The 15,739-nt window shown below is 39.4% G+C and carries 13 protein-coding genes and 1 pseudogene; 4 read left to right on the top strand and 10 right to left on the bottom strand.

Features of this window, described 5'->3' with window-relative positions:
• The first annotated feature begins 28 nt into the window (after window positions 1-28).
• Window positions 29-4,459: a DNA polymerase III subunit alpha gene (dnaE, locus tag OQX62_RS03875; RefSeq protein WP_265830077.1), complete on the top strand. Its 4,431-nt coding sequence runs from the start codon at window positions 29-31 to the stop codon at window positions 4,457-4,459.
• Between the two features lie 68 nt (window positions 4,460-4,527).
• A complete protein-coding gene (gene trxA / locus OQX62_RS03880; protein WP_265830078.1) occupies window positions 4,528-4,845 on the top strand; it encodes a thioredoxin in 318 nt (105 codons plus the stop codon).
• A gap of 19 nt (window positions 4,846-4,864) precedes the next feature.
• On the opposite strand, the gene OQX62_RS03885 is transcribed toward trxA, so the two are convergent.
• A complete protein-coding gene (locus OQX62_RS03885; protein ID WP_265830079.1) occupies window positions 4,865-5,134 on the bottom strand; it encodes a hypothetical protein in 270 nt (89 codons plus the stop codon).
• 232 nt (window positions 5,135-5,366) lie between these two features.
• Between OQX62_RS03885 and OQX62_RS03890 the strand changes: the two genes are divergently transcribed.
• Window positions 5,367-6,287, top strand: coding sequence for a DUF58 domain-containing protein (locus OQX62_RS03890; protein WP_265830080.1), 921 nt, complete (start codon window positions 5,367-5,369; stop codon window positions 6,285-6,287).
• Here OQX62_RS03890 and OQX62_RS03895 read toward each other — a convergent pair.
• The 9 genes from OQX62_RS03895 to OQX62_RS03935 form a co-directional block, all read right to left on the bottom strand.
• On the bottom strand, window positions 6,284-6,730 hold the full coding sequence (locus tag OQX62_RS03895) for a hypothetical protein (RefSeq protein WP_265830081.1): 447 nt from the start codon (window positions 6,728-6,730) through the stop codon (window positions 6,284-6,286). The genes OQX62_RS03890 and OQX62_RS03895 overlap by 4 nt on opposite strands.
• A gap of 2 nt (window positions 6,731-6,732) precedes the next feature.
• Window positions 6,733-7,389 carry a hypothetical protein gene (locus OQX62_RS03900; protein ID WP_265830082.1) on the bottom strand — a complete coding sequence of 219 codons (657 nt, stop codon included), beginning with the start codon at window positions 7,387-7,389 and terminating at the stop codon, window positions 6,733-6,735.
• An 87-nt stretch (window positions 7,390-7,476) separates the two neighbouring features.
• Window positions 7,477-8,037, bottom strand: coding sequence for an RNA polymerase sigma factor (locus OQX62_RS03905; protein WP_265830083.1), 561 nt, complete (start codon window positions 8,035-8,037; stop codon window positions 7,477-7,479).
• A 3-nt stretch (window positions 8,038-8,040) separates the two neighbouring features.
• On the bottom strand, window positions 8,041-8,997 hold the full coding sequence (locus OQX62_RS03910) for a transketolase family protein (protein ID WP_265830084.1): 957 nt from the start codon (window positions 8,995-8,997) through the stop codon (window positions 8,041-8,043).
• Between the two features lie 253 nt (window positions 8,998-9,250).
• Window positions 9,251-10,096 (bottom strand): transketolase, encoded by an 846-nt coding sequence (locus OQX62_RS03915; protein WP_265830085.1) that lies wholly within the window; start codon window positions 10,094-10,096, stop codon window positions 9,251-9,253.
• Between the two features lie 122 nt (window positions 10,097-10,218).
• Window positions 10,219-10,683 carry a thioredoxin-dependent thiol peroxidase gene (gene bcp / locus OQX62_RS03920; RefSeq protein ID WP_265830086.1) on the bottom strand — a complete coding sequence of 155 codons (465 nt, stop codon included), beginning with the start codon at window positions 10,681-10,683 and terminating at the stop codon, window positions 10,219-10,221.
• A gap of 5 nt (window positions 10,684-10,688) precedes the next feature.
• Window positions 10,689-12,407: a M23 family metallopeptidase gene (locus tag OQX62_RS03925; RefSeq protein ID WP_265830087.1), complete on the bottom strand. Its 1,719-nt coding sequence runs from the start codon at window positions 12,405-12,407 to the stop codon at window positions 10,689-10,691.
• 5 nt (window positions 12,408-12,412) lie between these two features.
• Window positions 12,413-13,024, bottom strand: coding sequence for a fumarylacetoacetate hydrolase family protein (locus OQX62_RS03930; protein WP_265830088.1), 612 nt, complete (start codon window positions 13,022-13,024; stop codon window positions 12,413-12,415).
• A gap of 40 nt (window positions 13,025-13,064) precedes the next feature.
• Entirely contained in the window at window positions 13,065-13,535 is a 471-nt protein-coding gene (locus tag OQX62_RS03935) for a T9SS type A sorting domain-containing protein (protein ID WP_265830089.1), read from the bottom strand.
• Between the two features lie 224 nt (window positions 13,536-13,759).
• Between OQX62_RS03935 and OQX62_RS03940 the strand changes: the two are divergent.
• A pseudogene (locus OQX62_RS03940) lies at window positions 13,760-15,710 on the top strand (KUP/HAK/KT family potassium transporter).
• The last annotated feature ends 29 nt before the right edge of the window (window positions 15,711-15,739 follow it).

The following is a 15,739-nucleotide window of genomic DNA, read 5'->3' on the forward strand; positions in this document are numbered from 1 at the left end:
ACACGCAAGGATTCTTAATTACCCATCTATGTATTTAATTTTTGATACCGAAACTACAGGTCTTCCTGCCAATTATAATGCACCAGTTAGTGATACAAATAACTGGCCCCGGTGTATACAAATTGCGTGGCAGTTGCATGATGAGCTGGGTAATCTGGTGGAGCATCAGGATTACCTGGTCAAACCGGATGGTTTCAATATCCCTTACGATGCGGAGCGGATACACGGTATTTCAACCGATCTGGCACTGGAGCAGGGAATTGAGCTGCAGGAAGTACTGGAGAAATTCAATACTGTTTTGTCGAAGGCCAAATTTGTAGTCGGACAGAACGTTGGTTTCGATGTAAATATTATGGGTTCAGAGTTATACAGGATGGGAGTAGAAAGCCCTTTAGCTCAGCTGCCAGTTTTGGATACCTGTACTGAAGTGACTGCTAATCTGCTAAAAATTCCCGGTGGTCGCGGTGGCAGATTTAAGTTACCGACATTAACAGAGTTACATAGTTATCTTTTTGGGATTCCTTTTTCTGAGGCTCACAATGCCACTGCCGATGTGGAGGCAACAACCCGTTGTTTTCTGCAGTTGGTTAAGATGCAGGTATTCACACCCGAACAACTGCTGACAGATCAGAATTATTTTCATGATTTTGGTGCAAATCACCCACAGCTGGTGGAAGGCGTTGGTATTAAACATATCAACCTGAAGGCTGCATCGGATGAAATTAAAAAAAGAAAAGAAAAAGCAGAGGGTGTTACCATCTCTAAACAAACTTTAAGGGATAATGAGCAGGAATTAAAAGATGCTTCTTTTACGCATCTCCATAACCATACGCAGTTTTCAGTACTGCAGTCTACCATCAATATTCCTGGCTTAATTGCCGCTGCTGCGGCTCAGAAAATGCCGGCAGTGGCGATGACAGACCATGCAAACATGATGGGTGCATTTCATTTCGTGAATCAGGTACTGAATCACAATAAGGGGGTTGAAGCCAGGAATCAGGCCGCCCTGGAAAAAGGAGAAACTGCGTCAGAAGTTGTGCTTAAACCTATTGTAGGCTGTGAGTTTTATGTCTGTGAAAATCACCTTGATAAATCAAGAAAGGACAACGGATATCAGATTGTACTTTTAGCGAAGAACAAACGCGGTTACCATAATCTCGCAAAAATGTCCTCCGTTGCCTATACCAAAGGATTTTATTATGTTCCGAGGATCGACAGAAATGTGATAGCGCTGTATAAAGAAGATATTATCATGCTTTCTGGTAACTTGTACGGAGAGATTTCAAGTAAGATCCTGAATATGGGTGAAAAGCAGGCTGAGGAGGCGCTTGTTTACTGGAAAGAACAATTTGGGGCCGACTTCTATGTGGAAGTAATGCGCCATAATCAGGATGATGAGAATGCTGTTAATAAAACACTGATACCATTAGCCAAAAAACATAATGTTAAGCTGATTGCTACTAATAATACCTATTATATCAATAAGAAGGATGCCAATGCACATGATATTTTATTGTGTGTAAAGGATGCAGAGAAGCAGGCTACGCCTATAGGACGTGGTCGTGGCTATCGTTATGGATTACCAAATCAGGAGTATTATTTCAAATCTTCGGAAGAAATGAAGGCCTTGTTTGCCGATCTTCCTGAAGCCATAATGAATACAGAGGAAGTTGTAGATAAAATTGAGATCTATAAACTTGCAAGGGAAGTACTCCTACCAAAATTTATCATTCCTGAACAGTTTATTGTTGCAGAAGATGATGAAGATGGTGGAAAAAGAGGAGAGAATAAGTACTTACGTTACCTTACCTATGAGGGCGCTAAGAAGCGATATGGCGTCATTACTCCGGAAATAGATGAACGTCTGGACTTCGAACTGAAAACAATTGAGAAGACAGGATACCCCGGTTACTTTCTGATTGTACAGGATTTTATTGCCGAAGCCAGAAAACTGGATGTTGCAGTAGGTCCTGGCCGTGGTTCCGCTGCGGGCTCTGTAGTGGCCTACTGTTTATGGATTACCAATATTGACCCTATTAAATACGATTTGCTTTTTGAGCGTTTCCTGAATCCGGATCGTGTATCCATGCCCGATATCGATATCGATTTTGACGATGAGGGACGTGGCAGGGTAATGGATTATGTAATTGCTAAATATGGTTCCAACCAGGTGGCACAGATTATTACCTATGGAACGATGGCTGCAAAGTCGTCCATTAAAGATACTGCCCGTGTGCTAGATCTTCCATTATTTGAAGCAGATAAGATTGCCAAGCTGATTCCAAATCTAAAACTGGCGAAAATCTTTACGCTCGATGAAAAAGCCTTAAAAGGAGTTTTGCGTGCGGATGAATATGAAAGGGTAGTTGAATTAAAAGATATTGCTGACTCTAAAAGCTTAAGTTCGGAGACGATACAGCAGGCCAGGATTTTAGAAGGATCATTGCGTAATACCGGTATTCATGCCTGTGGGGTAATTATTACACCAGACGACATTACCAATTACGTACCTGTTGCTATGGCGAAGGATTCAGATCTTTATGTGACGCAGTTTGACAACTCCGTTGTAGAAAGCGCCGGATTGCTGAAAATGGACTTTCTGGGTTTAAAGACACTTACCCTGATCAAAGATACAGTTAAGCTGGTCCGTTTACGGACGGGGATACAATTAGATCCTGATGTATTTCCTATTGATGACGTAAAGACCTATGAATTATTCCAGCGGGGAGAGACCATCGGGATATTCCAGTATGAGTCGACCGGAATGCAAAAATACATGAAGGAGTTAAAACCTACAGTATTCGGAGATTTGATTGCCATGAACGCATTATACAGACCGGGTCCTTTGGAATATATTCCAAGTTTTGTTAAAAGGAAAAATGGTGAAGAAGAAATAAAATATGATTTAGACGCTTGTGAAGAATACCTGAAAGAGACTTACGGAATTACCGTATATCAGGAGCAGGTGATGCTGTTATCGCAGAAACTGGCTGGCTTTACTAAAGGTGAAGCCGATGTTTTACGTAAAGCGATGGGTAAAAAGCAGAAAGATGTGCTGGATAAAATGAAACCTAAGTTTGTTGGACAAGCCGCAGAAAAAGGTCACTCTCCGGCAATTTTAGAAAAAATATGGAAAGACTGGGAAGCGTTTGCGTCATACGCGTTTAATAAGTCGCACTCTACCTGTTATGCCTGGATTGCATATCAGACGGCTTATTTGAAAGCACATTATCCTGCGGAGTATATGGCCGCGGTACTGACGAATAATATGAGCGATATCAAGCAGGTTGCTTTCTTTATGGAAGAGTGCAAGCAGATGGGCGTTGCGGTATTGGGGCCGGATGTAAATGAATCTGACCTGAAGTTTTCGGTGAATGACAAAGGCCAGGTCCGGTTTGGTTTATCAGGTGTTAAAGGTGTAGGAGAAAAGGCTGTAGAAAGTATTATAGAAGAACGAAAGGCAGGGTTATATTCCAGTATATACGACTTCGCAAAGCGCTCCAATACCAGAACGGTAAACAAAAAGGCCTATGAAAGTTTTGTGTATAGCGGTGCTTTTGATGGATTTGGTTACCATAGAGCGCAATACTTCTTTATTGGTATTAACGATAAGCTCAATGGAATTGAAAAACTGATTAAATATTCCAATGATTTTCAGAATAAGGAATCTTCCTCACAATCTTCTTTATTTGGAGGAACTATTGCTGATCTGATCTCTGAACCTACCTTGCCTGTTGCAGCTGAGTGGAGTTTGATTGACCGGCTGAAATATGAAAAGGATGCAATTGGTATCTTTCTAAGCGGGCATCCATTAGACAATTACAAACTTGAACTTAAGAACTTTTGCCAGCATTCTGTGCGTCACCTTTCTATTGTCAACAAAATAAGGATGGGTGATACCAATGAAGAAGTATTGCTCGAATTCGAGTCGCTGAAAAACAGAGAACTGGTTGTTGGGGGATTAGTTGTGATTTCTGCCCAAAGGATGACTAAGACCGGCAAACCTTTTGGTACTATTGTTTTTGAGGATTACAACGATAGTTGTGAGCTGGCATTATTTGGTGAAGACTTCGTGAAGTTCAAACAGTTTATGACTGACGGTTATTTCTTACAGATCAGGGGAAGGGTTGGAGAACGTTTCCGTAAAGAGGGGGACTGGGAGTTTAAGATCACATCAATCGCTTTGCTGTCTGACCTGAGAGATAAACTGGCCAAGTGTATTACCATACAGGTTCCTATACAGGGCATTAGTGACGACTTTATTACTAAAATCTATGAATTAGTAGAAGAAAACAAGCAAAATACCGAGCAGCAGAATTGCCAGTTAAATTTTGTGGTTTACGATCGTGAGCAGAATGTATCACTGGATTTGCCTTCTAAGTCACTGAAGATCAATCCAAGTAATCAATTTTTAGATCAGTTAACAGCCCTGAACAATGTAAATTATAAGTTGAACTAATGTCATTTTGGCACGAGTTCAGTTGGTGGCATTACAATTGATTATATCTTTGTATAAAAAATAGAATTATGGCTATAGAAATCACAGATGCTAACTTCGAGGAAGTTGTATTAAAATCAGATAAACCCGTTTTAGTTGACTTTTGGGCAGAATGGTGTGGTCCATGTCGCATGGTAGGTCCAGTTGTAGATGAAATATCAAAAGAATACGAAGGAAAAGCAATCATAGGTAAAGTAAACGTTGATAACAATCCTCAGATATCCACTCAGTTTGGTATACGCAATATTCCTGCTTTATTGTTTTTCAAGAATGGTGAGGTTGTTGATAAACAAGTTGGCGCGGTTCCAAAATCAGTATTAGCTGGGAAATTAGATAAGCAATTATAATCCAGTAATCATATACGCATTAAGAAAGACTATCTGTGAAGGTGGTCTTTTTTGTTTTATGCAGTTGGGAGCTGCTCCAGAAACAAAATACCGCTCCCAGCGTCACTGCTATGATTTGCAGGTTACTGATATCAATTATCTTTTGGTCTGCCCCTTTTATCACTCCCAGACGCACCAGAAGACATATCAACAATACGATAGTAAACAGCCATTTAAAGTTTTCTGTGCTGCTGATGAAACGTTCGAAGCTGAACTGTTTCAGGCTGATCGCCTTTATGCTGTTTAGCATCAGGATGATAAAAAGGAAAAATAACAGTGTATATTTAAGCAGCCCAGTCAATAGAATTGGTTTAGCCTGTAGCACCTTTATCAGCAGATACCCGGAAATTATAAAGGCGCTAAGAAATAATAACAGGTAGATCACAATTATAGATCTGAGTATAATCTTGTTGCTGCGGGTGAGCTTATTCATTCATTTTTTTAGAAGAGGCAAGTTATATTTCTTTTATTAAATTTACAAGATGCATTCTTTCACCGATAACCAGGATTTTAGACTGAACAGTAATCTGGAATTACTTGCCCGGCAAGTGGTAGAAGGTTTTATTACCGGTTTGCATAAGAGTCCTTTTCATGGTTTCTCTGTGGAGTTTGCAGAGCATAGCGCTTATAATAATGGCGATAATGTGAAGAATATAGACTGGAAACTTTTCGCGAGGACGGAAAAGCTGTATACCAAACGTTATGAGGAAGAAACAAACCTTCGTTGTCAGTTCGTGATTGATATTTCCTCATCCATGTATTTTCCACTAAAAGCTTACAATAAGCTTAATTTTTCCGTTCAGTCCGTCGCAGCCCTCATTTATTTGCTCAAAAAACAAAGAGATGCTTTTGGTCTGACTTTATTCAGTGACCAATTGGTGTTAAACACTCCGGCGCGGTCTACTACTGCGCATCAGAAATTTTTATTTGCCAGGCTGGAGGAGGTTCTTGCGACAACTCGGCTCAATGTACATACCAATCTGGAGCAGGTTTTACACCAGGTTGCAGAGTTGATCCATAAACGTACACTTGTTATTATCTTTAGTGATCTCCTCAATACGATCAGCGATGAAGAACAGGTAAATTCATTTTTCTCTGCTTTACAGCACCTGAAATTTAACAAACATGAAGTGATCATCTTCAATGTGACTGATAAGGAAAGAGAAGTAGATTTTAAATTCGACAACAGACCCTATCAATTTATAGATATGGAAACCGGCGATGTATTAAAAGCAAATGCCGCCAACGTGCGTGAGGTCTATCTCAACGCATTTCATGCCTATCGAAAAATGATTGCATTAAAATGCGCGCAATATAAAATTGATTTAATAGATGCGGATATCAATTCAGATTTCTCCGCTATACTAACCGCTTACCTGATTAAAAGACAGAAGATGGGTTAATCTTTGTTTGCCGATCTGTAGCGACTTAATAATTCTCTTTTAAAACTCTCCTGTGCCCTGTAATATTTACCGACTGTCTTGATGGGTAAACTACTCTTTAATTTCAGGTAATATTTCTTTTCGATATTCAGATCCCTTTGTTTAAAGTTGAGCTCATTAGTAATCAGATTTTGAACTTCTGTATCAGACAGGGACTCAATCTCCTCAATTTTTCTGAAGCTGATCATTTTCTCACGACGCTCAGTTCTTAAAGCCGATTGTTCACCTTGCCATGCAGAATAGATAGGCCAGAAAATTTTTGCTTCTTCAGGGCTGAGCTCTAATTTTTCCTTAAGGTAGGTTATTTTGTAAGCTTCAATTTCTTTACCTCTTCCACCTTGTCTTTGAGCTGAAGCAAAAAATGGTACAATGAGTATGAGGGCAGCGATAAATAAATGTTTCATTTCTATAGATTTGAGGAAAGATCGTTTTGAGAATAGTTGTTTAGAATGTACGTTTCAAGCTCGGCCTGACTGGCTACGTTAAGAACAGGAATTTGCTCTTCAGCATCATTTCCCTGAACGTGATCAATGATATCCTGCTCGTCTATATCATATAACATCTGCTCATTAGCTAATTCTGTTTTTTTGGATTCTTCCGTAAAACTTTGCTGATTCAGGTATAATCCAAAAGCAGTTACCAAAATAAAACATGCAGCTGATGCGTATTTTAACAGGTCTGAATGCCATAACTTTACCATTCTCGTCTGCTGCACTGCCGGTTTAACTTCTTCTACCGTTTTCGCTAAAATATTGGCCTGTAATTTTTGAAAATAGGAATCGGGCGTACTATAACCATTTTGCTTAGGTACGACATTAAGTATATGTGTACTGTTGGTCTGTAAAGAAATTAATTCCCTAAGCTCACCGAAGTAGTTTTCCGGCACAGTAAAGCCAGTCTCCTTTATCTGCTCCTTAAGTCTTTCTGTGTATACAGTAATGCTTATAGAAGAGGAAAGTGAGTTAAAATACTGTTCAGGAATATCAAATGGGTTCACTTTAGGCAAACCCGCAAGATAAGGAGCCTCTGCTTTCCATTCGTTATTTTCTACATCCGTTGTCATTGTTTTTGAATTTATAATGAAATCAAAAGGACTTAGCCTTTAAATTTAAAATGTTACGATATATTGATTGAATTAATGCCAAAAGGTTTAAAAGGTAATGTCTTCATTTAGCATAAAAACTTCAATTTTTTTTACGGCTATATGAAAAGATGCTTTTAAGGCACCTACTGATGTGCCCAGTATTTCAGAAATCTCGTCATATTTGAGATCATCAAAATATTTCATGTTAAATATCAGACGCTGCTTTTCCGGTAGGGTAAGCAATGCCTGTTGCAATTTCATTTGAATTTTATCACCGTTAAAATACGATGAAGCCACCAGGCTTTCAGCTAATTCTTCGGAAACTTCATCAAAGGGCGTATTGTTTTGTTGTTTCTTTTTATTCAGAAACGTGATGGATTCATTGGTAGCAATACGGTAAATCCAGGTATACAGCTTCGAGTCGCTGCGGAATTTTTCCAGGTTTTTCCATACTTTGATAAAGACTTCCTGAACCAGGTCGTCTGCATCATCATGGTCAATTACAAGCCTGCGTACATGCCAGTAAATCTTCTCCTGATATTTTGATATAAGCAGGTTAAAGGCTTCATTACGCGTCCGCTCTACAGCGAACAATGCTAAAATTTCTTCGTCTTCAACCTGCTTCATCAATTATTTCTTTCTTTTTATTACTTTTTGAGCTGCTTCAACAATGTTAATTGTATCCAAACCGTATTTTGTCATTAGTTCATCAGGCGTACCACTCTCGCCAAAACTGTCATTTACTGCCACAAACTCTTGCGGTGAAGGAAGCTCTGTAGATAGTAAACGTGCAACACTCTCTCCTAATCCACCAAATTTATTATGTTCTTCACAAGTAACCACACAACCGGTTTTTTTAAGTGATTTTAAAATCGCCTCTTCATCTAACGGTTTAATGGTGTGAATATTAATAATTTCAGCATCAATTCCTAATTCTGCTAATTGTTCTCCGGCTTCAATTGCTTTCCAAACCATGTGTCCTGTAGCAACAATAGTTACATCAGTACCTTCATTTACCATCCAGGCTTTCCCGATTTCGAATTTTTGATCCGGATCAGTAAAAACAGGAATGGCTGGTCTGCCAAAACGCAGGTAAACCGGTCCTTCATATTCTGCAATGGCTAAAGTAGCTGCCTTAGTCTGGTTATAATCACATGGATTAATAACAACCATGCCAGGAAGCATTTTCATCAGGCCTATATCTTCAAGGATCTGGTGTGTAGCACCATCTTCTCCTAACGTCAATCCCGCGTGTGAAGCACAGATTTTTACATTTTTGTTGGAGTAAGCTACAGATTGTCTGATCTGGTCATAAACCCTGCCTGTTGAAAAGTTGGCGAAAGTACCGGTAAATGGAATTTTACCACCAATAGTCATACCTGCTGCAATACCTATCATGTTCGCTTCAGCAATACCAACCTGTACAAATCGCTCTGGAAAGTCGTTAGCAAAAGCATCCATTTTTAATGATCCTTTTAAGTCGGCACATAGTGCTACGACATCAGGATTTTTCTGACCGGCTTCATGTAAACCAACACCGAAACCAGAACGGGTATCTTTCTTTTCTGTATATGTATATTTTTTCATTAGTTGCTTATGATTTTAAAGGTAATGAAGCTATCGGGAGCATTTTTTGTTGCTGTTTGAGCTGTATGCCCGCGATGGTTTCATTAGTTGCTTATGATTTTAAAGGTAATGAAGCTATCGGGAGCATTTTTTGTTGCTGTTTGAGCTGTATGCCCGCGATGGTTTCATTAGTTACTTATGATTTTAAAGGTAATGAAGCTATTATGGACATTTCATCCTCATGCAAACCCACTATCTCTTTTTGTTAACTATATTAATAATCTCCTAGTGTTTCTTTATTCTGGCTTAATGCTGAAGCTAGCTGTTCATCATTTGGAGCAGTACCATGCCATTTATGTGAGCCAACCATAAAGTCTACACCGTAGCCCATTTGTGTGCTCATTAAATTTAAAATTGGTTTTCCTTTGCCAGTAAGAGATTTTGCGTATTCAAGCGTTTTAACAATATCTTCCATATTATTACCATTTGAAGTGATTACATGCCAGCCGAAAGCTTCGAACTTAGTTTGCAGATTTTCAAGAGATAATATTTTTTCTGTCGGGCCATCGATTTGCTGACCATTATAGTCGATTGTAGAGATCAGGTTATCTACTTTATTATGTGGTGCAAACATGATTGCTTCCCAGTTCTGACCTTCCTGCAATTCTCCGTCACCATGAAGTGTAAACACTAATGAATGGTCTTTATTCAGTTTCTTAGTTAATGCTGCACCGATAGCAACAGACATACCCTGACCTAAAGATCCGGAAGCGATTCTGATACCTGGTAATCCTTCATGCGTTGTAGGGTGACCCTGTACACGTGAATTCAGCTTTCTGAAAGTAGCAAGCTCACTTGTTTCGAAGTAACCTGATCGGGCTAAAACACTGTAAAATACAGGAGAAATATGGCCATTTGAAAGGAAGAATATATCTTCACCAGCACCATCCATTTTGAAGTCGCTGGAATGGTTCATCGTTTCGAAATATAACGCAGTCATAAATTCAGCGCAGCCTAATGATCCACCAGGGTGGCCAGATTGACAGCTGTGTACCATTCTTACTATATCTCTTCTTACCTGAGAAACAATGTCCTCTAACTCATTAATTGTATGTTTCATTAAAATTTGGATTGTTTAACTAATGCTAACAAATATAATATATTCCAAGTACCGCCTTATCATATTGTTGCCATTTATAGTTGATAATAAGCCTGGAAAGGGGGCTTGTGATCTTTTTTTATTTAATTTTCTAATAATCCCAGCACCTGTGCCGTTGGACTTTTGCTGTCTACCTTTTTAATCACATGTAAGATATTGCCGGCTTCATCTATGATGAACGTTGTACGGTTTGTCCCCATATACTTTTTCCCGTACATGTTTTTTTCGCCCCATACACCATAAGCCTCCACAATCTTTTTGTCTGTATCTGCCAGTAAAGTAAAAGGCAGGCTGTGTTTAGCTACAAACTTCTGGTGTGATTTTTCGTCATCAGTACTTACGCCGAGCACAATGATGCCTTTTGCTATTAGTCCCTGGTAATTATCCCTGAAGTCGCATGCCTCTGCTGTGCATCCGGGCGTATCATCTTTGGGATAAAAATATAATACTACTTTTTTTCCTGAAAACTGGCTAAGTGTGACTGTATTGCCATCCTGATCTGCAGCAGTAAACTCAGGCGCTTTCTGGCCTTCTTTTAAATCGCTCATCTTTTCTATTTATAAAAAGTTATTGAATATGTTTTGGCATTTCCTTTCATGTCCTCAACTACCAGTTTCAGCTGATGTTTACCTGTACTGGTAAGGTCATCGAAAGTATGCCATAGTGTCGCAGTTTTGGTGTCGAACTCCATCAATACCCATTTGCCGTCAATGTAACCATTAAAACTCTTAATGCCTGACAGGTTATCACGAATTTTAAAATTCATTCTCGAGATTCCAGCCATATTTTTACCATCAGCAATGTTCATGGGGATAATTGACGGGGAGATGGTATCTACAGCAATATAATAGCTGCCAAAATTTCTTGGCGTGGCCCTGATGTAGCCATTTTCCATTACTCCGCCCTGAGATGAACCACCCGTACTTACAATTACTGCCTTTTCGGCCAGACTTCCCAGACCTGCATCAGGCTTAATCCATAAATTGAATCCAACATGCAAAGGTGTATAATTATTATGCAGTTGGTAGATTTGTGAATACGCACCCTTTAAAGGCCTGGGCTTTACCTTGTAAACAAAGTTAAAATCGTTATACAAAGTACCTTTAGGCAATACAACTTTTACTCCATCGGCACTAAATTCATTCTCTATGGCATAAGAGAATGGAATTCCGTCAGGCTGATCAGGTGTGCTGATTACAGATTTACCATCTGACTGTACCCTGAAGGGCAGAATACTTTTATTGCCTTTAGCATCTGTAACGATATACCTCACCTGGTGAATATTAAGGTCATTCAACTCAATCCTTCCATTATTGATCAGGCGACTATAGATTTGCAATGGATTCCCCGGATCGACAAAGCTTTTCTGAATACTTCTTTTAGTACTCAGGAAGGCAGGGTAATCGATATGTGAATTAATCGCTTTACTGTTTTCAAATGAAAATCTTTCCAGCGAAGAGGTAAATACTATTTTGCCGTCCACTTCCAGCTCTATCGAATACACACCATTTGTGCCCGACGCGCCGTTATGTTTATCCGTTACTGTGATTCCAAATCCTGTCTCACCACTTATGCTGAGATGAGGACTATTTATTTTGTAATTTCCATTGGCACCTGTTACCTGGAAATACTGTTTAGGTGTGAATTCATTGAATGGTTTTTTATTCAGCTTATACACATACAATGAGTAAATGACCGGCGGGATATTATCAGGAATCTGAATACCAAACAGCTGAGGGTTAATGGTGCTCTCTGTTTTCGTATCCCTGATTTCAAAATGTAAATGTGGCCCCCCGGAGCTTCCTCTGTTTCCGGAGTAAGCAATGATATCACCTTTATGTACCGGTAGAAGATCTGCATCCGGAAATTCATCCAGCTCGAACGTTTTCTTCTCGTATTCCAGTGCTTTCACCCTTTGTGCAGTTTTGGGTGCAAACCTGGAAAGGTGACCGTATACTGAAGTAAAACCATTGGGATGATTGATATACAAGGCCAACCCGAATCCGCTGTTCTGAACCCTTAAACGGGAGATGTATCCATCTGCTATAGCATATACAGGATATCCTTCACGCTGGTTGGTACGGAAATCTATTCCGGAGTGAAAATGATTAGGTCTTAATTCACCAAAAGAACCAGCTAATGCAGGGGGAATGATATCTAAGGGCGACCTGAAATCTACCAGTGGATATTTATTTGTACTAAAAATCTGTTGTGCCAGGGCACCAAGCGTAAGCGTTGTTAAAAAAATCAGGAGGAGACCTCGTTTAATCATTTACCTTATTTTATATCAAAATTTAAAAATTGTTCACCAGCCATCCATGCTTCGAGTTTATCACCCTGGTGTACCTGACCAACACCCTCAGGGGTTCCTGTGAAAATGAGATCACCTTTTTTCAAAGTGATGTACTGGGATACAAATGCAATGATCTTTTCGAATGAGAATAAGATATTCTTCGTATTTCCGTTTTGTCTTGTTTCGTTGTTAATTTTCAGTTCAAACTGCAGGTCTTTTAAGTCGGCAATCTGATCTTTAGGTATAAAATGACTGATTGCTGCAGAATTGTCAAATGCTTTAGCTAATTCCCAGGGCAATCCTTTTTCTTTATGTACCGTCTGGATATCTCTTGCGGTGAAGTCAATACCCAGGCCTATTTCATCAAAATAATTGCCTGCAAATTTCTCTGCTATATGTTTACCTTCCTTACATACTTTGAGTACTACCTCAAGCTCATAATGGATATCAGACGAAAATTCGGGAATGTAAAATGGTTTATTATCCTTCAATACAGCCGTATCAGGTTTTAAAAATATAACAGGGCTTGAAGGGAGCGGATTGTTTAATTCTTTAGCGTGTGCGGCATAGTTGCGGCCAATAGCAATTACTTTCATAGCGATAAAAGTAATAAATAATGGTGAATGCTGATATAAGTTATAAAACAGAAATACGTTTTACCACTGTTTCTGAGCCTGTAACTATTCTAAGAAAATAGATACCACTGTTTAAACGGTTTGGAATAGTGAAGGTTTTTGTCTGTTCACCAGATGAAAGACGTTCATTTGCAAGTGTTACCACTTCATTTCCTAACAGGTCCATTATTTTAATGGAAATATTGGATTCCCTTTCCAGACGTAATACCAGATTGATCTGGTCATCCACAGGATTCGGATAAACTTTTAAAACCGAAAGTACTTTATCTGATTTTCCTCCGTTTTTACCGTGAGCAGCAACACTGTTATAAGGGGTGAAATTGGATCCCGGAGTATAATTAGGCCTGTAAGAGGGTACATCGCCTTTAATCTGGGGAGTTTTTACGATCCTTTTATATTTCGAATTATTGGTAATACTATCAGAACGTTGGGCAAAAACAGCGGAATTGCAACATATACTGATGCATATCATGCAAAAGACATATATAAGCGAGACCGTTTTAGTTTTTATATTCATACTTCCGGAACAAAAGTAGAAATAATTCCCCGAAAAAATTAAACATTTTCTTGCCTGGGCAATATTTAACACAATTTAACAGTTGTGAGTGTTAATGAGTGGTTGTTAAATGCGGTTCCATTCCTGGAGTTTCATTTGCAGGCATCTATTTGTTTACCTTTTAATCATATTTTATTAACGTGTCTGAACATAAAAACCTGAATAAACTTTCTGCAGCGGGACTGCTGATTAGTCTGGGAATAGTTTATGGTGATATTGGTACCTCTCCGCTCTATACGCTCCGAGCTATATTCAATACTGTTGATCAGGGGCATCAAGCCATCACACCATTAGTTGTATTGGGTTCACTTTCATGTATTATCTGGACGCTGACTTTGCAGACTACCATTAAATATGTGCTGATTACTCCGGGCTGATAATAAAGGGGAGGGGGGGATATTTTCCTTATACTCCCTGGTTCGCAAGAAAGCCAAATGGCTCGTAGTTCCCGCTGTAATTGGTGGCTGCGCATTGCTGGCAGATGGTATTATTACACCAAGTATTACTGTAACTACCGCAATAGAAGGATTGCAGGTTAAGTTTCCATCCGTAAGCGTTATCCCTATCGTCATCTCAATTATCACCCTGTTATTCATTATACAACAGTTCGGTACCAGTCTTGTGGGCAAGTTATTCGGACCAATTATGTTTTTATGGTTTACCGCACTGGGTGTGCTGGGGATTAGTTATGTGGTGCAGGATTTTAGCATTTTGAAAGCACTTAACCCTTATTATGCTGCACATTTAATTTTTACAAATCCAATGGCACTGGTGATACTTGGAGGAGTATTTTTATGTACTACTGGTGCAGAAGCTTTATATTCTGATCTGGGACACTGTGGCAGGAACAATATCCGCATCAGCTGGATCTTTGTTAAAGCCACACTGATCATCAACTATCTTGGGCAGGGGGTATGGTTGCTGCAGCACCCGCATTACGATAGCAGTTTAAACCCCTTTTATGAGATTGTGCCTGCTCCTTATTTGCTCTCTATGGTAGCCCTGGCTACAGTTGCAGCAATCATTGCCAGTCAGGCTATGATTACGGGTTCCTTCACACTGATTTCAGAAGCGGTGAGACTAAATTTATGGCCGAAAGTAAGAATCAATTATCCAAGCAACCAAAAAGGGCAGATTTACGTTCCGTCCATCAACTGGTTACTTTGCGCCGGCTGTATAGGTGTAGTGCTGATTTTCGAAAAATCAATCAACATGGAGGGGGCCTATGGTTTAGCCATTAATATGACATTTTTGGCGACAACGATATTGGTTGCTGTATATATGCGGATAAAGAAAGTGCCAAGATATGCCATACTGATCTTCCTGATCGTATACGGTTTGCTTGAGCTTTCATTTTTGGTAGGTAATATGACTAAATTCCTGCATGGCGGTTTTGTGACCCTGCTTATCGGCGCTGCATTGTTTACCGTGATGTGGAGCTGGTTTGTATCCAGAAAAATCAAGAACCGCTTTGTTAAATATGTAGAGATTGAAGACTATTTTCAGATCATTTCTGAACTCAGCGAAGATGAGACTGTCCCAAAATATTCTTCACAGCTCGTCTATCTTACCAGTGCTAATTTTAAAACGGAGATAGAATCGAAGATCATTTATTCCATCATTCAGAAGGAGCCGAAGAGGGCGGATATTTATTGGCTGGTACATGTTGACGTGGTAGATGAACCTTTCACACTGGATTACAAGGTTGAGTTTTTAATACCTGGCAAGCTGATACGGATAGATTTCAGATTAGGCTTCAGAGTAGAACAGCGCGTGAACCTGTTGTATAGAAAGGTAATTGAAGAGCTGGTAAAGAATGGAGAGGTGGATATCACGAGTCAGTATAAATCTTTGAACAAACACAAAATTGCTGGTGATTTCAGGTTCGTGATACTGGAAAAACATTTGTCTAAATTTTCAAAGCTCAGCTTCTACGAAAGGACAATTATGCATTATTATTTTGTGCTGAAAAAGCTGAGTTTGTCTGAAGAAAGAAGCTTTGGTCTGGATTCCAGTTATGTGGATGTGGAAAAGGTTCCGCTGATATTTGTTACACCTGATGATATAGAGCTGAACAGGCTGCCTGTATAGTGTCTTATCCTTCAATAGTTATACAGGTT

The sequence above is a fragment of the Pedobacter sp. MR2016-24 genome (genome assembly GCF_026239655.1).
In the GTDB taxonomy this organism is placed as follows: Bacteria; Bacteroidota; Bacteroidia; order Sphingobacteriales; family Sphingobacteriaceae; genus Pedobacter.